This is a genomic window from Vibrio bathopelagicus, from assembly GCF_014879975.1.
Classification (GTDB): Bacteria; Pseudomonadota; Gammaproteobacteria; order Enterobacterales; family Vibrionaceae; genus Vibrio; species Vibrio bathopelagicus.
Genome location: NZ_CP062500.1, coordinates 1,833,289 through 1,858,382, shown reverse-complemented (window position 1 = coordinate 1,858,382; position 25,094 = coordinate 1,833,289). Strand labels below are relative to the sequence as shown.

Below are 25,094 nucleotides of genomic sequence, written 5' to 3'. Positions count from 1 at the left end.
TCCTTGTCAAACTTAACGTCATTTGCTTCTAGGTATGGGTGGTCATTGTTAAATCCGTTAATAATCTTATTGAAGTCATTATGCTACTAGGGAAGTATACAACTAACAATAAATTTAAGCAGATTCGCAACGCTCGGCATTTTCGGTTTGCTTTGAATTTAGTGTTTACGGCACAATGGTTTAGGTTAAGTGAAAGCGTTGCTCACTACTTAAGGCGGCGTTATACCTTATCAAGGAAATATCAAATATGGCTAAGAATTACGAATTGGGTAAAGTAGTTCAGATTGAGTTAATAAATGGAAAGTATGGCTATGGGTTGGTTTTAGAAGAGCCTTTGGTTGCGTTTTCTGAGAATGTTTTCGATGAACCACAAAGCGATTTTGATGTGTTATTTTATAGTTCGACGTTTTCCCTTTGGGTAATGAAGAGCGCTTTGGGGAAGACGGGTTGGACTAAAGTTAGCAAAATTGAAAACCATCCACTCATGGGACAAGAACATAAGTTTTATAAGTTTGATGCTATCAGTAAGAAGTTTTCCATTTACTCTGGTGGTGTAGAAATTCCAGCAACAAAAACAGAATGCTTAGATTTAGAATGTGCAGCAGTGTGGTCAAGAGAGCATGTTGAAGATAGGCTGTTAGCCATAAATGAAAATCGCGAGTGCATTTGGAAAACAACTTTGTCAGCTCATGCACGGGTATAACAAGGCGTTTAATAGTGACCGTCAACGCTCGGCATTTTTGGTTTGCTTCAACTTCTGTGCTTACGGCACAATGCTTTAAGTTTGGTTGTCTGCATTGCTCACCACTTAATGCGGAGTTATGTGCACAGGGGGTGCAATATGGTTAGGTACATTTCAGTAGCTCTAATTAGTTTCTTTATCGGTGTTGGTGGGATGTATTATCTAGCTTCCATCACTCTATATGATTTGGACGAAAAGCATAACAAACGCTTAAAGGATGAATATGAGTTATTTAGATATCACAATACGGATGCCGCTGAGACTCTTATTAAAGTCTCAAGTGCATCTATAAATCACACGTTGTGTGAACTGAAAGGTGAAGATAAAAAGCAGGTAATTCATGCTCTAATTCTAAACGCAATGTTCGCTAGCGATATTTCGAAGCAGTCATTAGAGACTTTAGAAGAAGTGTTTACGACATCGCTTCTCGCACATAAAGAGCTTAATAGAACATCACCTAATAAAGTGGATGAATACTTATTACCTTTAATTCGAAATCATTGTAGTAATCACTTACCAAATTTGAATTGTGACAAAATAGATAGCTTAATTGATAAACTGTTGAAAGAGCCAAGTGTGTGCACATAACAACTGTTTAAGAGTGATTCGCAACGCGTGGTTTACTATGCGTTTCGTTTCATTTTAAGGGCGGTGTGCAGGGCTCGTTTCTCACAGCTTAACGCAGCATCAGTAGGCTAAGATGAATAAACAAAAACTCAAGCATCTAATTCAGCAAGTTCCTGAGTTAATCGAAACCGCTAAAGTATGTCGAGACGTAGGGTTGCCAAACTTCTATATCGCAGGCGGTGCGATTACTCAAATCATCTGGAATAGCATCGAAAGTAAATCGTTTCTTGCTCAAGTTAAAGACTTCGATGTTGTTTATTTTGACAGCTCTAATCATGCCACTGAAGATGAGTTCAAAGATCGTATTAGTTCACGGTTAACTCATTTCGTAGGTGTGGATGTAAAAAACCAAGCAACCATACATGAGCGCTATGCTAAGAAGTTCGGTTGTTCCATTCAAGCGTATGAGCGAGTTGAACAAGGTATTGAGTCTTGGCTTTCTGCCTTTGCTATTGGGTTCACTCTAGATAGCTTAGGAAACATTCAATTGTTTGCCCCCTATGGGTTAGATGATGCATTTAATATGTTGATCAAACCTAACAAAAAGGCAATGACAGAAGCTAACTACAACAAAATGACCGATGGCTATAAGGCTAGGTGGCAGAAAATACAGGTGCTCCCTTGGAGTTGACCTACTAACAATTTTAGAGTTATTCGGCACGCGTGGCATTTTTACTATGCGTCGGCTTTTTTGATTAAGGTGGTATGTGGTAGCGTTTGCATTGCGTGCCTCACTCCTTCATTGGGTGTTATGGCGCAAGGAAATTCAACTAAGGGAACTAGATGAGTGGGAAAGTGAAAGTAGCCTTGAAGTGGCTGAAAAGACTCTTGGATGCAGAAAGCATTAAGTACCAAATTGTCGGTGGACTCGCTGCAACTATTCATGGTGGCAGTCGTGAAATTGCAGACATCGATCTTTATATCCATAACTCTGATGCAAACAAGGTATTGGCTCACGTATCTCAATTTATATCTAAACCGTTAAATCGTTACACTGAATACGGATGGGATCTCGAGTATTTCCAGTTGATTTACCAAAATCAAAAAATTGAAATCGGTTTATCTCAAAATACGAGGATACAATCGGCTTTAGACGGTTCTTGGTATCAGCTTGAAATCGATTTTTCAGCGTCAGTTGAAAAAGAGTATCAGGGCATCGAATTATCAGTAATCCCAGTTCAACACTTAGTCGAGTACAAGCGAATATTAGGTAGGGAAGTCGATCTAATTGACATACAAGAACTAACGTGAGTTCAGCGCCATAACAAACTGTATAAGCCGACAGCCAACGCGTGGCATTTAATTACGCGTTTAAGTCAGTCAATTGAGTAGGGCGGTAGTTTGTTAGCCACTTAGCTTGACGTTATGCGGCCATTCAAATTTTACCTCTTTCGTCTATGCTAGAATCCTACTTTTACGTTGAAGTAGCTTATGAATAACAATCATTTCCAAGGCAAATACGAAGTCGAGCTTAAGTATCGTATTGATTCGAAACCGGTCTTCCTCGAACTCTTAAGGCTAATGCCTCACGAGGTTATGCTCGAAGATAATATTGAATCTGACTGGTATTTCGATTCTTCGGATAAAGGCTTACATGCTGAGAATAAAAGCGTTTGCATTCGAACGATGGAGCCATCGGGTATTAAGTTGTGGATAGTAAAGGGCCCCGAGTCAGACCGATGTGAAGCGACAAATATTACAGATGCTTCAAAAGCGCGTAGTATGTTGAAAACTATGGGTTTTGAAGTGGTACTCAAAGCGGAGAAAACTCGGAGTATCTACTTTGTTGGCGATTTTCATATCACGGTTGATTCCTTGATGGGTATTGGTGATTTTGCTGAATTTGCAATAATGACAGATGATGAGTCTATGCTATCGGTCTACAAAGTTGAGCTGGAAGCGTTAGCGAACAAATTTGGCTTAACAGAAACAGCGTTGCAAACGAAATCGTATAAACAAATGTTCGTGGAACAAGGCATATAGAGGCTCACTTTGCCCAATTGGAGCTCTTGCTATTCATACAAAGCACTTCAGAGTGATTCCTAATACTTGGCATTTTTAATGTGAATCAGCTTCAGTTCTTACTTCACAATGGTTTAAGTTGGTTGGTGGCGTTGCTTACTTAACGAGGTGTTGCGTGATGAGGCTAAATTGAGGCTATAAAGTAATCTCGAAAAACGAACAAAATGGCGCCGAGCCCAGACAATATTACGACGTAGCCCGCAATAACAGCTTTCTCATGTGATATGACGTAATCTGAATAATTGTCGACACGGACTATTTTGTTGCCATCGACTGCTTGTACGAAGTGGGCTGAGTAGTTTTTTGGCAAGGGCTCTATAGAAATCTTACCTAAAGTAAAAATAATAATCAGTAAGTGACCAACTCGATAAGCTAATTGGCTACCCCCAATTAGCAGTATGTGTACAAGTGCTTCTGCCATTACCAATCTCCCTCATTGTTATGAATATCCATAATATGTCGACCCGAAAATTAATTTGTTGATTAGGTTCAAGTAACCGTATGACAAAGCGTCCAGAACCGATTCCTATGTTTGGTATTTTTAGTTCGAACCAACTTTAATGTTTATAGCGTTATGGGTTAGGTAAGTGGGAGCGCTGTTCGAGAGTAACTTCCAGCACGTGGTGTTCAATAGGAATGGTCGAAGCTAACTTAGCTAACATGAATATGAAGCAGCGACGAGCTTAGGATAATTGAGTATCTGGTTATTGCGCGAAGATTAAAGTAAATGGTTTGGTTGTTATTGCAGGTTTTGTCTAAGCTTTACCCTGAAGGGTGGATGTTATTTCATCCAAGTCGATTGCGGTAATGTATAGCAAACAATTCAAGTTGACAGTCAACTCATGACATTTGTAGCTAAATAGTTCTGTGGTGATTGGTTTAGGTTCAGATTTGCGTTGTTATATTGCTTAACTGTGCGTTAGCCACTTTAACTGATCACAGAGGATCTCATTATGAAGTCAATTGTATTTGAAGCGCAAAAACCTCTTAAAGAAAGCTATGTCGAAAAACCAAGCTTGGCTATGGTTACGGACCACGCTAAAACTTCAGGCGGAAATGCCTCTGAACCTTATCATTCAATCGTTGAACCTATGGACGGCTGCGGTGTTTCGGTGCCCGTAGGTGTTCATGCTGCAGTTGGAGGTAAGCATGACGCTCCTACGCCCGGAGATATACTATGTGCTGCATTAGCAGCTTGCCAAGATTCCTCTATTCGTATGGTTGCCAACTTGATGGGTATTGAACTGGTAGAATTAGAGGTCAACGTGACAGCTACTGCAGATGTTCGAGGGGCCCTGATGATGGATAGGCTAGTCCCGGTAGGCTTTCAAAATATGACCTGTGAAGTGAAAATGAAGGTAAAAGAAGGGACGGATTCAAAACAGTTAGAACGCCTCCAAACTGCAGCGAAAGCATGTTGCGTTGTTCAGCAAACACTCAAGTCGCCCCCTCCCGTTAAAACAACATTTATTCTCTAAAGCCGGAGAGTTTTGTGAATAAAGAAGCACGATAAGCACTGTGAGATGTAATAAGGCACCACTGCACGATGCCTTACAACGGACTATTTTCTGGCTCCTACGGGTATCATGATGTGTACGTATGGAGTCCCTTTCCACATAACATATGGGCCTCCAAGGCTTGGATCCGTAGGCAATGAATCCAATAGTGTAACATCAGGGGTAATGATCATTAGATGTGGGCCTTCTACGACCCAGTCATTATCATCGGTTGGCCCCTCAGCGTACGGGTCTATATTACTAGCCCCCTCATCACCAGCGAGCATGTAAGATATCCCGATGGCTTTCGCTTGGAATGGTTCTTTGTTCATCCAGGCTTTCGCCCAATCCATCCATGGGCCATCCATACACATAGGTGCTTTTCCCGTGAGTTGGGGTGGGGTTGGAAAGCATGTGTAGTTACTCGTTCCTTCTTGCAGGACATTTTGATCCCAGTCTAAAACAGTAACAGTGTCACGCAATGTAGGAGGCGCGGCACTAAGCGCATCTTCTAATAGAGATTGCGACTTTTCGGCAGTATATCCGCTAAAACTATAAGTGATAGTGATTGCAAATACTGTCATAAGGCGAGTGTTCAGTTTCATAGAAATGATCCTCTAGTTATGAGCAAATGTTAAAAACATCTCATCAAGTATAGTTTAATTACGTAACAAGCCCCCTGAGCACATAACCATACCCAAATCGTGGTTTACGTATTATTGAGTCTAATTGAGGTTCAATTACTTGTATCTCTTATCAATTGTGAGGAACCTCTGACCTCTTTATCGATACAATTGGCAAAAGATGAAAGCAAGTAAAAGACACCAAAAAATGACGTTTCACCATGTCGGAATCCCAACAAGTAGTTGCCTTCCGGAGGATACTCATGATGCCGCATTGAAGATGCATGCTACTGGGTATTTTGAAACACCTTACGCAATGGAGTGGATGAACTTTGATGAAGACAGCTCATTACCTGAAGTGATAAAGACGCAGCCACATATTGGTTATGTTGTAGAGAGTTTGAAAGACGCAATTCAGGGTAGGAATGTTATTTTGGAGCCGACAAGCCCGGCACCGGGTGTGACTGTTGCGTTTGTATTGGAAGGTCGAGACCTCATTGAATTCTTAGAATTTGATAAAGCTGAATATGAGGTTTGGCCACACCCAAACAAGTTTATGTTGGAAGTGATAGAGCAAGATCTATAGCGATAACTCTCTATCTAACAAAAGGTTTCTAATAAGCAGATGGTCACGGATGTTTGCCAACATTCAATATGGACGAATATAGCAAAATACCTCCGTGGATATCGGCGGTATTTTGCTAAGTGATTTGTATTAGCCGGTTGCTAGTACATTAGAGCGTGTTTGTATCAGTTGATGGAAGCAAGTTTCCCCGTTTCTGGCACTGCATCTTATTCCTGTTTTACTTTCCAATCTCCCCCTAAGGCTTTATAAACAGCGATAGTAGTGTTGGCGGTTTGTAGTTTGGCGGCTACTTGGCGGTCTTGCATCATCTTTTGTTGTCTTTGTGCATCGAGCACCGACAAGTAATCCACTAAACCAGCTTTATACAACGATTTGGCTTTGCTCACTGCGTTATCGACCGCGTCTGTTGCTTCATCAATCCGTTTTTGGTTTTCTTGGCTACGACCATAAGCAAACAAGCTTGAATCTACTTCTGCGAATGCGCTGTCTACCGAATGTTGGTAGTTGAGTGCTGCCGAGCGAAACCTTGCTTCGTTCATCTCGACCATGGCTTCACCTCTTCCACCATCAAATACATTCCAACTGATACCCGCAGACGCTGCCCAACCAAATGAGTCGCTGCTGAAAAGGTCATCAAAGCTTCCAGCCGTAACGCCTGGTGTGCCCGTTAGGAAGAACTTTGGATAACGATTGGCAATGCTTGCGCCAAGCTCTTCATTAATCGCAGCCATTTCGCGTTCTGCGATACGGATGTCTGGGCGTTGTTCCAACAAGTCAGAAGGCAATCCTGTTGGGATAACATCATTCATTCGTGGCAAAGTAAATTCGCTCGCTAGACGTTGGTTGATGTTGGCTAGTGACTCACCCAACAACACAGCCATACGCTGCTTGTGAACTTGTTCGGCTATTTCTAGCTGCGGAACAATCGACTCTGTGGCTGCAAGCATTGCTTTGGCTTGTGCAAGGTCTAACTCAGAGCCATAACCACTGCGAACCACTTTGGTCACCAGTTCAAGTGTGCGTTGTTGGTCTTCAATGTTACCTATCGCAATCGCTTTGCGTTCTTGAGCGCCTCGATATTGCAGGTAATTGTGAATCACGTCTGCGGTGATCAGTGTATTCATACCTGATTTGAATATCTCGGCTTGTTCTACTCGAATCGTTGCCGCATTAGATTGTCTGTCGATACGTCCAAACAAGTCCATTTCCCATGCGATACTCGCGCCTAAGAAACCGCCATCGTGTTGTGCATCAAGTAATGACATGCCAGTTGCCGATTGAACGGCATCAGATGCGCCGAATACAGGGCCGAGTAGGGAGTCGTTCTCACTCAATTGATAGTTGTAGTAACCACCGCCCACATTCACTGTCGGAACTTTGAAAGATTCAACGACACTCTTGTACGAGTTGGCCATGTTGATTCGTTCGGCAGCCAATTTGAGTGAGATGTTTTGGCTTTGAACGTCTGCGACTAACTGGTTAAGCGTTGGGTCATTGAACTGAGTCCACCAATGATTGTGCTGTTGGTTTGTCTCCTGTTGGTTCTCATCATCTTGGCTGTACAAGAAGGTTTCTGCCATGGTGGTTTGCGGCTCTTCGTAGTCAGGGCCGACCGCACAACCGGTCAGTAACAAGGCTAGGGCAATAGGAGCCACTTTAAATCTAGGTAATAGATACATGTTTATTGCTCCTTATTGAGTGATGTTAGATTGTTGATTATGTGCAGTACCACTCGGCGCTGCATCAAGTACGACAACGGCGTCTTTAATCGCGTCAGATATGCTTGTAGTCTCTTCCGCACGATAGAACAATTTGTACAACGCAGGCATAACGAACAGAGACAGCACGGTTGCAGCAGCCAAACCACCGATAATGGTTGCGGCCATTTGGTCGAACAGGAGATCCGTAAGTAGTGGGATCATGCCGAGTGCGGTGGTTAGTGCTCCCATAGAGATCGCCATAGTACGGTTTACCGTGGCTTCTTTGATCGCCTCCGACAATGAGCGGCCATCCTTGCGTTCAAGTTCTATTTGGTCCATCAAGACAATACCGTTTTTGATGATCATGCCCGTTAGAGTTACTGCACCAATCAACGCCATAAAGCCGAAAGGTTTATCCAATAACAACAAGCTGAATGTGGCACCTGTTGCTGCCAACGGCAGGGTAGTGAAGATGATGACGGGTTGTTTGAAACCGTTAAACATCGCGACCAAGATGATGACCATTAACAAGATCGCTTTTGGCAGTTGCTTGAGAATATCACTGACGGCTTTGTGTTCGTCGTAGTATTCGCCACCCCATTCAAGGCTGTAACCCGGTGGAAGTACGATAGCTTCAATATCATCAATCACTGAGTTTCTTACCGCAGCTGGCGTGGTGTAACGACCAACATCGGCTTGCGCTGTGATGGTTTTCACGCGGTCACGACGCCAAATCATGGCCTCCTCGCTGGTCAGTTCAAATCCATCGACAACTTGACCCAGTGGCACGCTATGTAAGCCAAGCAACGAGCGTACGGGTAATGTTTCTAGTGATTCGATCGAGTTTTCAGTACCACGTAATTGAATGGTGACCAGTTCATCGTTTAGATTCATACGACCCAAAGGCATGCCTTCAGACGCACGCTTCATCGCAAAGGCGATGTCAGCACGGTTAATACCTGCAAGGCGAATCTTGTCTTGATTGATGATCGGCTCTAACACTTTGCTCTTTTGACGCCAGTCATCACGCACGTACTTGGTATCTGGATGTGCTTGGAAAATGGCTTTCGCTTGGTTCGATAATCCATGTAAAACGTCTACATCTGGCCCAGAGAAACGCGCTTCTACGCTGAACTTGTCTGAGGTTGCCAGCTTCAAGCTTCTAAATCGCGGATCTGCGTTTGGAAATTCTTGAGTTAACCATTTGTCACCACGAGCAATTAAGGGGCTCAATGACGGGAAGTCAGTCGCGTTGATGAGGATCTGGCCGTAAGCTGGGTCGAACGGTTCTGGCTCAATCGTTACAGAGAAGCGGGGCGCACCAGCACCAACGTAAGTAGAGATACTTTCCACTTCTGGCTGTTCAAGTAACCATGCCTCGATGCGTTTCATGTCTTCCGACGTTTGTTCAATCTTAGCGCCATTCGGTAGCCAATAATCGAGGAACAAGATCGGTCTGTCTGCTTGTGGAATGAAGTTAACCGCAATACTTGGGATAGCAAAAGCCGTCACTAAGATCAGTGGAATCAAGCCACTCAACGCTTTCATAGGGTTATCGACTGTCCAGTTAACGCTCTTGCAGTACAAGCTCACTTTGGTGTCTGTTTTCTGTTTGGTTGGTTTGATGAACATCCAGCACATCAATGCGGTGAACGTCATTGCGACGAACCAAGACAACAACAGCGAAGAAGCAATGATTAAGAATACCGAACTCGCAAATTCAGCGGCGTCTGTCTGCGAGAAGATAACTGGACTCGCACCCATAATGGCGATAACGGTCGCACCAAACAGTGGCGTCACTGTCTCTTTGACAGAATCAATGGCCGCTACCGTGCGGTCGATGCCTTTGTTGATCTTCGCGATCATCATGTCGGTAATCACAATTGCGTTATCTACCAACATACCGAGCGCTAAGATAAATGTACCCAGAGAAACTCGATGCAGGTCAATCGATGCTAAGTTCATGTAGATCAGGGTCAACAAGATGGTCAGGATCAGGCTGCTACCAACGATGGTTGCACTCTTAAGCCCCATAAACACTGCAAGCACGACAAAGACAATTGCCACACTCTCAACCAAGTTAGTCACAAAGTTATCTATCGACTTTTGAACTTCTTCTGGTTGGTTAGCAACGGTTGCGACTTCAACTCCCAGTGGCAGTGACGCTTGGAACTCGTTAACGATTCGGTTGATGTCGTCACCCAGAGATACCACGTTCACACCAGAAACAGGGCTCATTGCGAGTGTCACTGCTGGCACACCGTTGTAACGGTTTTCTGTCATCATCGGTTCTTGATAACCCATAGTGACATCGGCAATATCGCCAAGTCGCAGCAAGCCAGTACCTAACTTGCTCACGCCACCTTTGATCATCAGGTTTTTGATATCAGCGAGCGAAGTGAATTGGCTAGATTGCTGAACACGAATACGCTCGCTACCTGCAGAGAATTTACCAGCATCAAACGTGGTGTTCTGTGTGTTCAATTGGCTCCAAACTTGAACCATCGATAAACCGTATTGCGCCAAACGCTCGTCTGGAATATCGATATGAACCACGCGAGGCTGAACACCGTGCAACTCCACTTTTTTAATGCCGTCTACGGTTTTAATGCGACGTTGTAACTCTTCTGCGTAGCTACGAAGTTCTGATGGGGAAGCGTCTTCGCCGTACACAGAGAAAAGCATCCCGTACACTTCAGAAAACTCGTCTTGCACGATGCTGATTTGTGCCGTGCTTGGTAACAGCATTTTCATGTCTGATACTTTACGACGCAGTAAGTCCCACTCTTGTGGTAATTCTTTTGAGTTCAGCGATTCTTTTAAGTCGACAAACACCATCGACATACCTGGACGAGAAAGAGAGCGCAGTCGGTTTAGGTTAGCCATTTCTTGAAGCTTGGTTTCAACTGTGTCCGTGACTTGTTGTTCCACCTCTTCGGCTGATGCGCCAGGGTAGAGTGTTACCACGACGGCAGTTTTAATCGTGAAACTTGGGTCTTCAAGTTTACCGAGGTCGAAGTAAGAGTAGAGTCCGGCAATTACACTCAACACGGTGAAGAACAGGACGAAGGTTCGTTGCTTTATGGCGAAGTCAGCTAAGTTCATGATGTTTACCTACAGATCTTTAACTTGGATTGAAGAGAAATGCTGGCCTTCTTGAACATACTGCGCGCCGTTCACAACCACATAATCACCAACGTTGAGTTCTGATTCGACACATGCGGTGTTTTCACCGAGTGAGGCAACATGTACAGAAACGGATGTTGCTTGCGAGTCCTTAATCGTGAACACCTGTTCGCCGCCCGATTGGTTTACGATAGAAGAGTAAGGTAGGCAGAAATTATCACTGCTTTCGCCTAGTTGAGTAGTGAGGGTGACGGCTTTACCTGGCAACAATCTGTCCGTGTTGCTATTTACAAAGTCATCCAAACGATAAGTCACCGAATAAGTTTGTTTGATTGGGTGAGGGAGTGTCGAGATCTCAGCTGCATGACCAGTAATAGACGTTTTTGCGTGGTACCAACTGATGCTTGCTTGTTGCTCAGCTTCAAATTGATGAATCAAGTTTTCAGGCACATCAATAATCACTTCAAGCTGTTCTGGCTTGTGGATGGTGAAAACCGAGACGCCCGGAAGCACTTGTTCGTATTGGTCGAAGTTAGAAGAGGCAACCACGCCATCAAACGGAGCAAGTAGGCGAGTGTAACGAACTGAGTCTTTGGCACGACGAATGTTTTGCTCAACCACTTTAACTGCAGCTTCACTTCGCTCGTAACCACTGATGGCTCGGTCTAGATTGACGTTGGCAATTGCATCGTCAGCAATCGCTTGTTTTACTCGAGCCAATTCCGATTTTGCTAGTTTGTGAGCTGATTTTGCTTCTAAGGCACGAGCTTGCAATTCTTCTAACGCAACTTGGTAATCGTGCGGGTCTAGTTGAGCAATCGCTTGGCCTTTTTTTACGCTATCGCCGGTTTTTACTAACAACTCTTGAATGGTACCGGGAACGCGAAACGCCACACCTGCCGTTTCAACTGATTGAAGCTTACCTGTAAAGCTCTTGCTGGCTTGTTGAGATTTCGATTCAAGTTGAATGACTTGAATCGGACGCGCTTCCGTTACTTTGATAGAAGCAGTAGACGGCTCTGAAGAAACAGATGGCTCAGTGACGACAGACTGATTGCAACCGATAAGAGGCAAAAGAGTGGCAGCGAGTAGGGAATAGCGATAGATGGATATCATGAATTGCTCCTAAATATTGATGGAGTAATTCTATCGAGTTGATGCTAAGAGATAATCAGTGCTGACGGTATAACACTGTCACACTATTCGTGACAATAATTAGAGTTTTGGTAATTCTTGTAATAAGAAATCAATCAATAATTGACTGGCATGACTCAATGCTTTGCGCTGTGGATACAGCAACCAAGCTTCTTCTTGTTGCATGGTGTGATCAGGGAACAGGTTGATCAGCGAGCCTTCTTTTAGCTCTTGTCTCACCATCAATTGAGGCAACAAGGCGATACCTCGATGACGGGTAGATGCACCTTTCACAAAACCAATACTGTCACTAACGATAGACGGTTCTACCTTAATGATTTGGTTAGATATTTCCCACTCTTTATCGACATCGCCACTTGGCCAGCGGAAACAGACAAACGGAAATCTAGACAGTTCTTCAAGCGTTGCGGGTTTACCTGACTTAGCTATGTATTCTGGGCTAGCTACAAAAATACGCTGTAAATCCATGACCTTACGAGCCACGACATTTGAATCACTTAATCGACCTCCATGCATCGCAAGGTCTAACCCCTGACGGTACATGTCGATAAAACCGTTACTGATACTGCGTATATCAAGTTCAATCTCTGGGTAGAGATCTTGAAATCTAAATAGGGTGGCTTGAACAATATCACCGGTCTCAGGAAGTAGACCGATCTTTACGCGACCATGTGGTACTTCCAACAAGTTAGACGCCATATGATTGGCCTTTTCAAGCGCGCTCAAGGCTTTCAACAGTTCGTTGTAATAGAGTTCACCGGACTTAGTCACCGACAAACTGCGTGTGGTACGAAAGAAAAGCTGCATATTGAGTGCTTTCTCTAGATCATTAATGCGTCTACTCACGTTCGCTCGAGGAACGTCCAGTGCGTTGGCTGCGGCTGTAAAGCTTCCAAGTTCAACAACGGTGGTGAATAGCTTAAGATCTTCGATTTTCATAGGAAAGGCGCTTCGAATACAGGGTTGGAATATTTGTTCGGTATCGTATATCAAATGGTATCTAAGATCGAAAAAACCAATGAGTAATTGACGACTCATTGGTTTTAATAGGACTTGAATCAAAAAGCGTGGGACTAGGGCAAACGGAAACTGACGATTGACTGCAAAGTCTACTTTTAACGCCCTCGACCATCGACCATCACCACAATCGTTTTAGTGATAATGCTAAGGTCAGCAACAATCCAAGATTTTACAGAACATAGACTCAGTGCGTAACTGTGGTCGAAACCCACTTTACGGCGAACATCATCAATGCAGGTGTCATAACCTTGGTTAACTTGTGCAAGCCCTGTAATACCGGGCATTACGCCATAAGTACGGTCTGCAAAATAGGGGATTTCATTTTCTAGTTTGTTGTAAAAAGTAGGGCGTTCAGGACGAGGGCCAATCAACGACATTTCACCTTTAAGTACATTGAACAACTGTGGCAGTTCATCAAGTCGTGTCTTTCTCAAAAAGCGACCAACCGGTGTAATTCTTGGGTCATTTGCTGTTGCCCAAACCGCACCGGAGCGAGTTTCCGCATCTTGATACATGCTGCGAAACTTCATGATTTCAAAAATCTCCATCTTTTCTGGTGTCGATTTTCCTACGCGCAGTTGGCGATAGAAGATAGGACCACGAGAAGTCAGTGCAATGGCCAGTGCGATAAATGGGAATACCGGAGATAAGATGATTAACGCGAGTAAAGAGCTAACAAAATCAAAAGTTCGTTTCGCGCGAGAAATCTTGCTTTGGTATAGGTTTTGGTTTGATAGTTGGTCAATGTTCATCATGGTCAGTCCTTAACGATTAGCTCGAGTCCAAGGGGAGTTTTCAAGTCCGAGTAGGTAACGTACGCCACCAATGAAGTTGGCATAATGACCAACGATTAAATAGGAGATTAGCGAAACTGGTTTGTTGGCGAGTCTGCTAGGTAAGATGCAACCAAGTACACCAATGCTATAAACAACCACTTGTGCCCAAAGAAGTACTTCAAACAATAGATATTCGTTGAGCAATATTGTGCATACTAAGCACACAATCATCAGATATGGGGTTAACAGTCTCAGTCCTTTACCTGAGAAAAACGCAAACGCGATGCCTCTAAACTTCGGGCTGAATAGGGCAAATAATCGTATGGCTTGCTGCATGTTACCTGCCGAGATTCTTAGTCGTCTATTAAAGTCAGTCTTAAGATTTGACTCTTCAAGTTCCAACGCCACCATTTGTGTTTCGTATTCTGCGATATAGCCTTGTTTAACAATTTGCATCGGTAAAATGAAATCGTCGTTAATGGTGTTCAGTGGCAGAGGTGTAAACAGCGCAGTTCTGAACAGGTAAAAAGCACCGTGCGAACCTAAGCTTGAACCAAGTGAAGCTTCACATTCTTTAACTGCCGTTTGATATTGCCAATAGGTGTTTTCACCCTCGTTGCCTGTTGGGCATAACTGGTAGGTTGCATTCACCACACCAACCGTGTCACTTTCAAAGTGAGCTGCAGCAATCAACAGTGCATCTAATGATATCAGCGCAGACACGTCACTAAGCGCTGTAATATCGGTGGTAATATTTGTCACTTCTTCATTGAGCAAGGCCACTTTTCCTCTGTTTTTAGCATGGTCGTGTATCTCAAAGTGAATATCGCTACACATCGCTTCTTGGATGGTCATTTGAGCGATTTCGACCGTGTTGTCAGTACAACCGTCACAAGCAATAATCACCCGAAGTTTCTTTTTTGGATAATCTAACGACGCAAGGTTACGAATCTTATCGGCAATCCATTGTTCTTCGTTAAACGCAGGAACAAGGACAGAGATAGTTGGCAGCGTGCAGTCTTGTTGTTCGTCCTTGTAACAACGATGACTCTCTTCGATTTGACGAGCTGGATGATGTCTCGCATACCAACGCAGCAATATTGGATAAGCTGCGTGATGGTAAACAATCAGCATTCCTGAAAATAAACATAGACCTGCAAGCGCCCAATCAATCATGCGTAAACTCCTTCAGAAATGTCATCGTAAGACGCGACCATTTTGATGATGTTAAAGTGCTTCAGAATATAAGAACGAGGAGAAAGAAATCGTGTGCGTTCGTTCTCTAACAACGCATGGCTTAACCCTATAATGCTTCCGCTTTTCACTAGCTTACCGCTGACCGGGCATAAGGTCTCATCGACAGCACCGACATTCATCGCGACGGTAGGGATGTTACATGCTTGAGCCTCAAGAGTTGAAAGCGGTAACCCTTCATGACGCGAAGGTAGGCAGAAAGTATCGAGGGCACCGTAAAAAGTAGTCATGTCATCAACTAACCCAAGAAAGATGACGCGATCATTCAGTTTGAGGTTGTTAGCCAGTTGTTCTAAATGTTTGCGTTTAGAACCGTCGCCAGCAAAAGCTACGATGGTATTTTTAGGCAGTAGTGCGAGTGCTTGAATCAGTTGATCTTGACCTTTAACGTGCTCCAATCGACCTGCACAACCAACAATGTTCTTGTCTTGTGGTAGGCCTAATGCTGTTCGTGCGTCTACTTTCGACATCGGCTTGAACTTGTTGCAGTCCACACCGTTTTTGATGGTAATGATGTTCTCATATGCGAAAGCTGAACGGAGTTGGTTGTAAACACGGGTTGCATCGGCAACCAAAGTCGGCTGAGCGGCTTTAAGTGCTAATGCTTGTAAGCGTCGGCGCTTGTCATCTTGAAGGTGCCAAGCATCATGCTCGGTATGAATTCGAGTAGGAACCCCTGATATACGAGCCGCGTAACCCGCGTAGAGCAGAGGACCTATGTGATGGGTGTGAACAACATCAGGGCGAATTCCTCTAAAAGCTTTGATGAGTTTTATGATGATGTTGAATTGAACACCGGGCTCTTTGTCTAAAAACACGATTTGGTTGTGGTAAGGCTTAAGCTTCGGCCAGTTTTTGATAGATTTTTCTTTAGTGCCTTCAAGACTGACGATCAACACTTGATCAGTCGGCTTAGCAAGGCGTAGCAGATCCAGCGTCAGCGTTTCCAAACCGCCTGGAGCAAGGTGCTGAACAACATGTATTATCTTTTTGCTATTCGTTGTGATTTGCTTTCCCATAATATAGCTCCCTTCAGTAACGCTCTAATGTTGCAACCTAGCTTTCTGTATCGTTCTGCTTGTGTTCTAGTTTTATCTTTGCATGTCTCGTGCCAGTTAATTAACTAATTATTTTCAAAGACTTATGTGTTCCTCGCGTTTGCTGAAGGGCAATTCTCAAAATAGGAATCAAAACAGAATGTCTGTTTAAACAAGCGATAAGAAAGTTAGGGAATGGATAAACAGACCAAAACTGATCAGAAAAACCAAAACATAAACATAAAAAACACCAACGAGAGGCTGGCGTTTTTTATGTTTAGCTAATTCTGCCTATGAGCGAATTCTTACTAAGAGCCAAGAACTAAGTGATCTCGTTATTAACTCATTCTGGGAATAACGGTAATAACGGGAACTCCCATGATGTCTTCAATTTCGTCTTTTCGCTTGATTGAAGAATCAAAGAGTTCGAACAGTATCGCTAAACCGGTACCTAAGCCGATGCCAGCAAGTAAACCTGCGAGAATAAAGATGAATGACGGCATGTTAGACTTGATGCTTGGTGTAAACGGTAAATCGATGATCTTCACACGTTTATTTTCTTCAAATACACCGAGAGCGCCGGTTAACTGAGCCATTTCGTAACGTTCTGTAAGCTCATCGTAAAGCTGGCGTTTAATATTCACATTACGTTGCAAGCGGTACATCTCTTTTGCGTTCTCACCAAAGTTATTCGCTTTGTTTTCCAATTCAAAAATCATAGTACGAAGGCTTTTCGTTTCTTCGGTTAAAGACTCATAACGAGCTCGAACCAATTGCAGGCTGTGAAGCTGTGTCACTAATAAAGGTTGAATGTCGGAAAGCTTGTTTAATGTCGTGCTACTCGCGATGTCCCATAATTGATCGCTGTTCATGCCTGGCTGTTTTTGTTCCAACAAGGTCGTCCGCTCATTTTCAAGCCTTTCTAGCTCACGAACTTTGGCTTGCACTGCGCTGTGTTGGTCTGTGTATTTTGCTTGTAGCAGAGTTAGCGCACTACGAATATCAATGATCTGGTCTTCTAGACGCCCAATGACAGGGTTGGTTTTAGAGAGTTGTTGGTCAATTGAACCTAAGCTTTTTTGTACCCCAGATAATTCGGCGTCTTTCTCTGCAAGTGTCTGCTTTAACGAAGCCAAACGATTTAAACTTTGACTCTGAACTTCAGGTGTTGAATGCACATTTTCGTTCACGTACAGCGCGAGCGCTTCTTCTGCTTTTCTTAGCTCTTCGTTTCGTTCATCGATGTGAATTTTAAGAAAGCTACTCGAGTCTTGAATCGAAGAACGTTCAGGTGCCAATAACTGCTCGATAAAATGTTCACTGACCGAGCGAAGTGTGTCTTCCATACCTATTGGTGTATCTGAGCTGAGGCTTATCTTCAGGAAATCTTTCCCTAATTGTGTAACTGATAAACGCTGAGATAAGTCGGTAATGATTTCTTGTTTCTCAACGTTTGACATATCAGGCGTTGTCAATTCAAGCTCTTGCGCAACTGAGTAAAGGACATGTCGACTGTGAAGTAACGTGCGAAGTGCGCTCATACGATCTTTGAGCATCGTAGATACCGCAATGTCTTCAAGAAACGGGTTCATCTTAGCGGTTTCCTGAATCAACATGCTGGTGTGAGCATCGTATTTTGTTGGCGCCAACTTACTTACTCCGAAACCCACGAAAGGCAGAATAAGAATCGGAACCAAAATCACGTAGCGTTGACGCCAGGCTGCATTCAATAAAACTAATAGCCGCAATTTGAGGTTGTTCATAATAGCTCCAGCATCCAATGCACGAAGTTACCGCGGTTTTGCCAGCTGTCTTTTTCAATGATAGATATTGGTGAATTGCACAGGTGACGTGCATGGTCGAGCGCCCAAATCATTTGGTTTGCACTGCCAACAGTGGTTACGTGCTCTTGATATGGAACCAAAGCTGGGAACGGCGTTGCGATAATAGGTGTACCAGCAGCAAGGTATTCCATTAGCTTGAGTGGGCTGCAAACTCGGATCTGCTCATTATCAAGAAACGGCAATAGGCTTACATCCCAGTGTTGGGAATAGCTTGGCAACGTGTGATGTGGACGAGGGCCAAGGTAATGTACGTTATCCAACTTAGGTAACATGAGCGTATCAAGCTCATTCGGACCAACAAAAACAAAATCCCATTCCGGCATCGCATTCGCAACATGGTCAATCATTTCATAATCAAGCCACTTAGAAAGACTGCCATAAAAGCCAGCAATAGGGCGATGATTACTAGGTAAATCATTTGCTCTTGGTACTGGTGTTGAAAATAGGTTTACATCGACACCATGTGGTAGCAAGTGTGCTTTATGCTTTGGAAATTTATCCATCAATTTTTTGCTAGCCGCGAATATAAGAGTCGCTTTATCGATCAACTCCGATTCGTGCTGTGCTACGGTGTCATGATCAACACCGGCCAGTGCGCTGAAATCATCGCCGCAGTAATAAACGACTGACGACTCGCCTAAATGTCCGCACAAATCAACAGCGGTCGGAAGGGAAGTCCATAGGATGGGCGCGTTAAGATTAAGTTCAGCAATAACCGTTTGTAGTTGGTACAACATCATTTGCTGAGCCAACTTTCTAGAGAACTTAGAAGCAGGCGCAGGGATTGTCTTTAAATTAACGATTGTAATGTTTTCATGCTCCTCAGAGTCGAGCATGTTTTGAGTAACGGCTTTGGTTCTACCAAACAACTTGTTGAACGCTCGTGTTACATCTTTAGTGGACAGTTTCGGTTGTCTTAGGCCAATAGAGTTGACCCATAAGACTTTGTGTTGCTTAGCAAGGTGACGAACTAAATGTTGAGTCGATGAAGGTAGGCCGCCAAAGTCTTCACCAAATACGATTAAATCACGCATGGCTACCTCCACTAGTCTCTAACGAATCGAATACATCGGATTCAGTCACTTCAACGGATTTAATCTGACCTACAACTCGAGCAGGGTTACCGCCTGCGATTGCAAAGGCAGGGATACTCTTTGTTACCACGCTGCCGGCGGCTATTACGGCACCTTCGCCGATGGTTACGCCACCTTTAACGATCACATTAGTGCCTAGCCAAACATCGGGTTCAAGGATGATGTCGCCGATTTGCTGTGGGTCATCGCCTTCACCTAACGCTCGACGTTTTGCATCTAGTGGGTGACCTGAGTATCCAAATAAGAAAGCGCCACCTGCGATGCGTACGTTGTCAGAGATAACCACTTTACCTCCAACTGCGATAGTAGATTGCCAGCCGATGTCTACATTGTTACCAATCGAAAGTAGTGGGTGTTCTAAGCCTTCAAGTGGTTGGGTACAACCTGAGAATGTAGTGTGGCCAGAGATACGGCAGTTGTCACCAATCGAAATTTGTACAGGTCCGCTCACGAAAGGTAGACCACCATACAAATACAGGCGTTTGCCACATTGAGCCACACGACCTTTGAACGCCGGTGTCCAGTAGAAGAATCGCGTAAAGCCAGAAACCAAATTCACTACAAGCTTGTGTGCTTGATATAGGAAACGGTTAAGCAATTGCGGGGTAGGTAGCTCTGCGCTTCTGATGTCTTTCAAAATGAAAAACACATTTCTAATTCGAGAATTAGGATGAAACTTAAGCCAATGTTTGAATTGATGTATGGATACTGACGTCATAATGAAACTCCTCTGCCTTGCTATATAGAAGTACTTTCATATACTGTGCCATGTAATAAATTACATATTTTCAATTAGTTAGCGTGTGGCTTTTAGGTTTTCTCATTTTGACAGGCAGTTTGAGATATATTGGCGATAGCGACAACCAACGCCGCGAGGATATAAATAGGCCAATTGAAGCCTTGTGTCAGGAACGTTCCCGAGACGATGGTACCGATCAATCCAGCATATACAGCGTAAGCCGCAGCATTAAGGTTTGGATCTATGGTGTTGGTCGTTTCTGAAAGCTGTTTGAGTGTGGAGCGTATTGTTTTGATCAGTGAGGTAATCAGTATCACGAATATGATGAGCCCTAGAAAGCCGGTTTCTGCAAGCACACCAAACCAAGTACTGTGAACGGCATGATTTAAACCATCCCAGTGGGAACTGTAGAAGAAATAGTTGGAAAAAAAGTTATCTAAACCGACTCCGGTCAACGGATTATCTACCGCCATTTTGAAGGCAGCCTCCCACGCGTAAATCCGGCCCATAGCCGACTCATCGACCCCTTGTTCTGCCGCACCGCCTGATGCTCTGTCTGAAATTCCTGCGACTAAGTAAAGACCAATAGCTCCTATAGCGCCCAAAGTGATCAACAGTGATTTAGACCGTATTACTTTAAATGCAAAAATCCCGACAACAGCAAGTGAACCGAGTAGGCCACCACGGCTTTGTGTTGCAATGACAGCTGCTAACAAGAGTACAGTTACACCGACACTTAGTATGCGTTTTATAAGCGGGATTCCTGTTGTGCTCGCTTGGCTGATAGCAAAGGCTAGCGGGAACATTAAAACCAAAGAGAGATCATTTGGATCGCCCAACATCGAGCCAAAATCACGGCCAATGGTTACGCGGCTCCCTTCTACTAGGCCGATACCGTTGATTGAGTTGTTAATCGCAATGCCGGCGACTAACGCGCCCGCACAGATAATCGCAGTTGAGGTCTTAACCAAATACTCTGCGCTGTTTACTAACCAAACGATGGCGAGTGTCATCACTATTATTTTCCAATACACGCCTTTGAATTCCGCTAGCGCTATCGGCCTGTTAGACGCGAAGATAATCCCAATGAACACCAAAACCCAAAATATTGCGAGCCAATTTAAACAAGGATGCCAGAAGATTTTAAGCTCTTTACTGATTAATGCATGCCAAAGAAGTGCAGACAGAGCGCCTAATGAGAGCATCAGCGGTATTTTTAACGAATAGAGTTGTGGAATGGCTTCGTGAATTCGGAAAAATGAAAATACAACGAACAATAGAACTAGCCAGAATGTCTTGTTTAATACGAATAATGCGGCTAATGGCACAAGAGCGAGCGCCACAATTACAGCAGGATGAGGCACAAAATACCAAACAACACCAAGCCCAATGCACAACGCGCTGATGGTGATGATGACTGGCAATCTATTGGCTTCAGGGTTGATCATTGTGACCTCTATTCGCAAATAAACATTTCATGACGCGGCTCGCGATCTTTTAAAGGCGAAGTTACACCTGATGTTAAATATTGCAAAGCGAGTGCCAGTTATGCATTTTTTTAACTAACTGATTTAGTGTTGGATTATTAAGTGAGGGCTTAGCTTTGAGTTGAGGTTTGTCATTTTGAGAATCAGTATAAAACTGACTAAAACGCCTAGGTCATCAAGCCCAAATGACCAATTACTAACTAGTATTAGTATTAACGGTCGAGCTGATAGATTTCTAACAACTTCGGAACAACCGCTTGTGGCGAGTATTGGCTTTTCACCGTTTCTATCGCGTTACTCTTGAAAGAGTCGCGTTGTTCACTCGTCAATGACATCCACAAAGATAAAAACTGTTCTAGCTCAGCTTCAGTATGGGCGAGGAAGCCATTAACTTGATGCTCGATGAGTTGGGGCAAGTTACCAACTGATGTGGCGAGAACGGGAATACCGCGAATCATGGCTTCTAATGCCGCCATAGGTAAGCCTTCAAAGCGGGAAGGGATGATTAACAGATCGATTTGACTCCAGACGTCATCCATATTGGTTTGATGCCCGTGAAAGGTAACATTATCAGGCTGTGCTTTAACTAACGCCTCCATTTCTGGTCCATCGCCAAAAAGCTCAAACTGAACCTCGGGAAACTGTTTAGCTAATGCGACAAATCTGTCAGGTGCTTTTTCGTGGCTTAATCGCCCCACAAAACCGACATGGGACGGGCTTGATGGAGGGGCGTTTGTTAATCGGGTCGGAACTTTAACGAAGTTATTTAGTTGATGGGTTTTACTCGGTACTTTCGTTTTAATCTTCTCACTTACTACAAGCGACTGATCAGAAAGAAAGCTGCTGTAACGGTCGAGCCAGTCATAAAGCCATACTTTGCCTGTTGGAGTTTCACCTGCGTGATAAGTGGTGATTTGTTTGGTGTTGTTTAAACGAGGCGGGAGCTTTATTAGCTTGCTGACCAAACTGGCTTTGTAGCCATGAGCATGTATAAGCCTTGGCTGATAATGTTGAACTGCACGTTTAAGCTGTGTCGCGCTATTGCGACTTGAGTCTGCAGAGCATGAGGCTAAATCGGAGAGGTAACTAAAAAGGATGTTCAGCGTATTCAACTTTTCCACGATGATCGCTTCAGGGTCGAACTTAGTCAAAAGAACCACTCGAACAGAGCCGGAATACCGATTACTTTCTGAGATAAGGCCTTGCGCTAGCTCCAAAACATGAGTTTCTATACCTCCAAAAGTTTGGCTGTCGATGAACAGCCAAATTTCTCCCTGCTTAGGAGCGCGAGCCTCGGTGATAAGAGGCTCGCTATTTACATTATTCGGGTTGAAGTTAGGCTTGATTGTACTCATCTTCAGATTCCCAAGCCTGCTTCTTACGGTAAACAGTTGAAGGGCTTAATTCCAAAAGCACAGCTGCGTTTAACACGTTTCCATCGCAATGATTAATAGCATGTTGAATCGCTTCACGCTCAATCTGCCACATTGGACGAATAGAACCATCGCTGGTGGTCAATAGGGGAGACGTTGTTGTATTCGCATGCGCTGCGGCATGACTATCCAATTCTTCTGGCGTTATCGGGGGCAACCTAGGTTCAGGAATATTGGCCGCAACAACATGATTTGGCTCTATGGTTCTAATTGGAGTTACTGATTTGGTTTTACCCGCTATATCCGCTTTATTAATTGGCGGAGGAAGCATATCTTTGGTTACGCTTGATTCGTTGTTCAATACCACGATGTTTCTAATGATATTTTGCAACTGACGCACGTTACCTGGCCAAGCATAGCGCTTAAGTAAGGTTTGTGTCTCTTTGTCGATAGATTTGAATTTCTTCTTGTCTTGTTTCGCGTACAGCTTCAAAAAGTGATTCGCAAGCGTGACAATGTCACTACCACGTTCTCTTAACGGTGGCATCTCGATAGGCACGACGTGAACCCGATAATAAAGGTCTTCACGGAATCGGCCTTCCTCAACTTCAACTAACGGATCGCGGTTAGTTGCGCAGATGATTCGAACATCGACTTTAATTTCTCTATTGCCGCCGAGTGGGGTGAAAGTGCCTGTTTGTAAGAATCTTAGAAGCTTTTTCTGCATCTCCAGTTCCATTTCACAAAGCTCATCGAGAAATAAGGTACCGCCATGAGCTTGCATTGCTGAACCTTTGCGGTCAGTTGTAGCTCCTGTAAAGGCTCCTTTCACATGGCCGAAGATTTCACTTTCCATTAGATCTCGAGGGATAGCACCACAGTTAATAGCAACGAATGGTTTATCGCTACGTTGACTTTCTTGGTGTATCGCTTCTGCACAGACTTCTTTACCTGTACCACTTTCGCCATTGATAAAAACACTGGCGGTAGTTGGGGCAACTGAATCAATTATTTTGTAAACAGCTTGCATCGGTAAACAAGAGCCTATGAAGTTATGGAAGCGGTCACGATCGAATTTACTTTGAATATTGTCTACAAGGTTTTCGAGCTTGGCTCTACGTAGATGAAGACGAACAGATGTCTTGAGACGATCAGCTTGAATGGGCTTTTCTAAGAAATCTTCCGCACCGCGTTGAATCAAATCAACGGCTATATTCACAGAACCGTGTGCTGTAGCGATAATGACCGCGGTCGGAATCTCGTTGTCACTAATCCAATCTAAGACTTCTTCTCCCGGCATATCCGGTAGCTTTAGGTCGAGGATGATGAGCTGCGGACCGTGTCTTTCTATAAATGTTTTGGCTTCTGTGCCTGTCTCGACATGAAATATATCGTATGGCTCGTCTTTGACGTACTGTTTATAAAGTACGGCAAGGGAGGTGGAGTCTTCAACCAACAATACTTTAGGGCGCATTGTATAATTCCTTTTGAAACTTTATCCTAATCAATAACATAGTGACATCTAAGCATCAATGCGAATAAGGTGTGTTTGTTACCTGCCGCATGCAATTTTTCCGAATGTTCTATTTATTGTTTCAACTGCATCAAACTCGAAGTTTGATTATTGATATTGCCTATGTTGAGTGTTTTTGTGTCGTATATGGCGTTATCTAAAACCGGCTTCTTTTCTTGCGATAAGCGCATCGATTGAAAGAACTATTAAGTCTAAAAGTTTATCGACCTGACTAAATGCTAATTCGTGTTCCTGTTCTATGCATTGCTTTTCAATCTTTCTAGACAATTTTGAAAGCGGTCGATTTCCTAATGCCATGGCAGTGCTACCCAGAGTATGAACTTCAAATTCAAGTGCCTCTGAATCATTTGCTGTCGAGGCCTGTTTAATAGCTGCGATACGAGTTTTTGATTCCTGAATATAATGGTCAATCAAAATTGGAATCACATCAGCACTGGTGTCTTTGATCATCTGCTGCAGAATACTTTCGTCTACAAGTTCAGCTTCTTGAATGGTGCTGACGTTGTCGACCTGTGTGCTCAAATTCATGGGTGTCTTTGCGGCTAAGGCTGAGTTCTGCACATCAATTCCTTTCATCTTGAGAAACGCATTATCTTAATTTGATACCAAATTGCACCGTCATTATTAAGTTTTAGACATTTTTCAGAATAATTTCAACCGCTTGCTCTATAAATATAGGAATTATTTAGAAGTGGTATATCGTAGAGTTGAGTTTACTCTCACGATTAAGATTTTTATTTCAATGAATTAAATGTAGCTTGTCTGGTTTGTTATGTGTTTTGATGCATTCGATGGACTGTGGAAATAAAAGGCCGCTGCGATTAATTGATCACAACGGCCTTGGTTTCTATTTGTATGA

Annotated in this window: 23 protein-coding genes; 7 read left to right on the top strand and 16 right to left on the bottom strand. The window is 43.6% G+C overall.

Translation table 11 applies throughout. The features are described from left to right. The first annotated feature begins 247 nt into the window (after nt 1-247). The 5 genes from IHV80_RS08190 to cyaB all read left to right on the top strand — a co-directional run bounded on the left by IHV80_RS08190 (nt 248) and on the right by cyaB (nt 3,352). On the top strand, nt 248-703 hold the full coding sequence (locus IHV80_RS08190; RefSeq protein ID WP_192888658.1) for a hypothetical protein: 456 nt from the start codon (nt 248-250) through the stop codon (nt 701-703). Nucleotides 704-841: 138 nt separating this feature from the next. Then, the gene (locus IHV80_RS08185; protein ID WP_192888657.1) at nt 842-1,330 is read left to right on the top strand and encodes a hypothetical protein; all 489 of its coding nucleotides are present in this window, start codon (nt 842-844) and stop codon (nt 1,328-1,330) included. 112 nt (nt 1,331-1,442) lie between these two features. Beyond that, on the top strand, nt 1,443-2,000 hold the full coding sequence (locus tag IHV80_RS08180; RefSeq protein WP_192888656.1) for a nucleotidyltransferase family protein: 558 nt from the start codon (nt 1,443-1,445) through the stop codon (nt 1,998-2,000). A 152-nt stretch (nt 2,001-2,152) separates the two neighbouring features. Continuing rightward, a complete protein-coding gene (locus tag IHV80_RS08170; protein ID WP_192888655.1) occupies nt 2,153-2,620 on the top strand; it encodes a MazG-related protein in 468 nt (155 codons plus the stop codon). Nucleotides 2,621-2,800: 180 nt separating this feature from the next. Next, a complete protein-coding gene (cyaB, locus tag IHV80_RS08165) occupies nt 2,801-3,352 on the top strand; it encodes a class IV adenylate cyclase (protein ID WP_192888654.1) in 552 nt (183 codons plus the stop codon). A 163-nt stretch (nt 3,353-3,515) separates the two neighbouring features. Here cyaB and IHV80_RS08160 read toward each other — a convergent pair whose 3' ends face one another. Next, nucleotides 3,516-3,812, bottom strand: a complete 297-nt coding sequence (locus IHV80_RS08160) for a hypothetical protein (protein WP_192888653.1) — start codon at nt 3,810-3,812, stop codon at nt 3,516-3,518. A gap of 532 nt (nt 3,813-4,344) precedes the next feature. Here IHV80_RS08160 and IHV80_RS08155 point away from each other — a divergent pair. Beyond that, a complete protein-coding gene (locus tag IHV80_RS08155) occupies nt 4,345-4,869 on the top strand; it encodes an OsmC family protein (RefSeq protein ID WP_192888652.1) in 525 nt (174 codons plus the stop codon). Between the two features lie 83 nt (nt 4,870-4,952). Here the strand turns inward: IHV80_RS08155 and IHV80_RS08150 are convergent, their stop codons facing one another. Next, nucleotides 4,953-5,471 carry a hypothetical protein gene (locus tag IHV80_RS08150; protein ID WP_369809717.1) on the bottom strand — a complete coding sequence of 173 codons (519 nt, stop codon included), beginning with the start codon at nt 5,469-5,471 and terminating at the stop codon, nt 4,953-4,955. Between the two features lie 247 nt (nt 5,472-5,718). Here IHV80_RS08150 and IHV80_RS08145 point away from each other — a divergent pair, with 247 nt between their 5' ends. Beyond that, nucleotides 5,719-6,096, top strand: a complete 378-nt coding sequence (locus IHV80_RS08145; protein ID WP_226088476.1) for a hypothetical protein — start codon at nt 5,719-5,721, stop codon at nt 6,094-6,096. Nucleotides 6,097-6,302: 206 nt separating this feature from the next. On the opposite strand, the gene IHV80_RS08140 is transcribed toward IHV80_RS08145, so the two are convergent. From IHV80_RS08140 to IHV80_RS08075, 14 genes are all read right to left on the bottom strand, one after another. Next, nucleotides 6,303-7,775 (bottom strand): efflux transporter outer membrane subunit, encoded by a 1,473-nt coding sequence (locus IHV80_RS08140; RefSeq protein WP_192888649.1) that lies wholly within the window; start codon nt 7,773-7,775, stop codon nt 6,303-6,305. Nucleotides 7,776-7,787: 12 nt separating this feature from the next. After that, the gene (locus IHV80_RS08135; protein WP_192888648.1) at nt 7,788-10,901 is read right to left on the bottom strand and encodes an efflux RND transporter permease subunit; all 3,114 of its coding nucleotides are present in this window, start codon (nt 10,899-10,901) and stop codon (nt 7,788-7,790) included. Between the two features lie 9 nt (nt 10,902-10,910). After that, on the bottom strand, nt 10,911-12,038 hold the full coding sequence (locus IHV80_RS08130) for an efflux RND transporter periplasmic adaptor subunit (protein ID WP_192888647.1): 1,128 nt from the start codon (nt 12,036-12,038) through the stop codon (nt 10,911-10,913). A gap of 99 nt (nt 12,039-12,137) precedes the next feature. Then, nucleotides 12,138-13,016 carry a LysR family transcriptional regulator gene (locus IHV80_RS08125; protein WP_192888646.1) on the bottom strand — a complete coding sequence of 293 codons (879 nt, stop codon included), beginning with the start codon at nt 13,014-13,016 and terminating at the stop codon, nt 12,138-12,140. Nucleotides 13,017-13,192: 176 nt separating this feature from the next. Next, nucleotides 13,193-13,852 carry a sugar transferase gene (locus IHV80_RS08120; protein ID WP_192888645.1) on the bottom strand — a complete coding sequence of 220 codons (660 nt, stop codon included), beginning with the start codon at nt 13,850-13,852 and terminating at the stop codon, nt 13,193-13,195. A gap of 9 nt (nt 13,853-13,861) precedes the next feature. Next, the gene (locus tag IHV80_RS08115; protein WP_192888644.1) at nt 13,862-15,049 is read right to left on the bottom strand and encodes a glycosyltransferase family 2 protein; all 1,188 of its coding nucleotides are present in this window, start codon (nt 15,047-15,049) and stop codon (nt 13,862-13,864) included. Beyond that, nucleotides 15,046-16,146 carry a glycosyltransferase gene (locus tag IHV80_RS08110; RefSeq protein WP_192888643.1) on the bottom strand — a complete coding sequence of 367 codons (1,101 nt, stop codon included), beginning with the start codon at nt 16,144-16,146 and terminating at the stop codon, nt 15,046-15,048. The genes IHV80_RS08115 and IHV80_RS08110 overlap by 4 nt, the downstream gene beginning before the upstream one ends. A 356-nt stretch (nt 16,147-16,502) precedes the next feature. Continuing rightward, the gene (locus IHV80_RS08105; protein ID WP_192888642.1) at nt 16,503-17,927 is read right to left on the bottom strand and encodes a GumC family protein; all 1,425 of its coding nucleotides are present in this window, start codon (nt 17,925-17,927) and stop codon (nt 16,503-16,505) included. Continuing rightward, a complete protein-coding gene (locus tag IHV80_RS08100) occupies nt 17,924-19,042 on the bottom strand; it encodes a glycosyltransferase (protein WP_192888641.1) in 1,119 nt (372 codons plus the stop codon). The genes IHV80_RS08105 and IHV80_RS08100 overlap by 4 nt, the downstream gene beginning before the upstream one ends. Then, nucleotides 19,035-19,820: an acyltransferase gene (locus IHV80_RS08095; protein WP_192888640.1), complete on the bottom strand. Its 786-nt coding sequence runs from the start codon at nt 19,818-19,820 to the stop codon at nt 19,035-19,037. Before IHV80_RS08095 ends, IHV80_RS08100 begins: the two co-directional genes overlap by 8 nt. 92 nt (nt 19,821-19,912) lie before the next feature. Beyond that, on the bottom strand, nt 19,913-21,289 hold the full coding sequence (locus tag IHV80_RS08090; protein WP_192888639.1) for an O-antigen ligase family protein: 1,377 nt from the start codon (nt 21,287-21,289) through the stop codon (nt 19,913-19,915). 251 nt (nt 21,290-21,540) lie between these two features. Continuing rightward, nucleotides 21,541-22,683, bottom strand: coding sequence for a glycosyltransferase family 4 protein (locus IHV80_RS08085; protein WP_226088475.1), 1,143 nt, complete (start codon nt 22,681-22,683; stop codon nt 21,541-21,543). Further along, complete coding sequence (locus IHV80_RS08080) at nt 22,664-24,175, bottom strand: sigma-54-dependent transcriptional regulator (RefSeq protein ID WP_192888638.1); 1,512 nt, start codon at nt 24,173-24,175, stop codon at nt 22,664-22,666. The genes IHV80_RS08085 and IHV80_RS08080 overlap by 20 nt, the downstream gene beginning before the upstream one ends. Before the next feature lie 192 nt (nt 24,176-24,367). Next, on the bottom strand, nt 24,368-24,811 hold the full coding sequence (locus IHV80_RS08075) for an Hpt domain-containing protein (protein ID WP_192888637.1): 444 nt from the start codon (nt 24,809-24,811) through the stop codon (nt 24,368-24,370). Between the last annotated feature and the right edge of the window lie 283 nt (nt 24,812-25,094).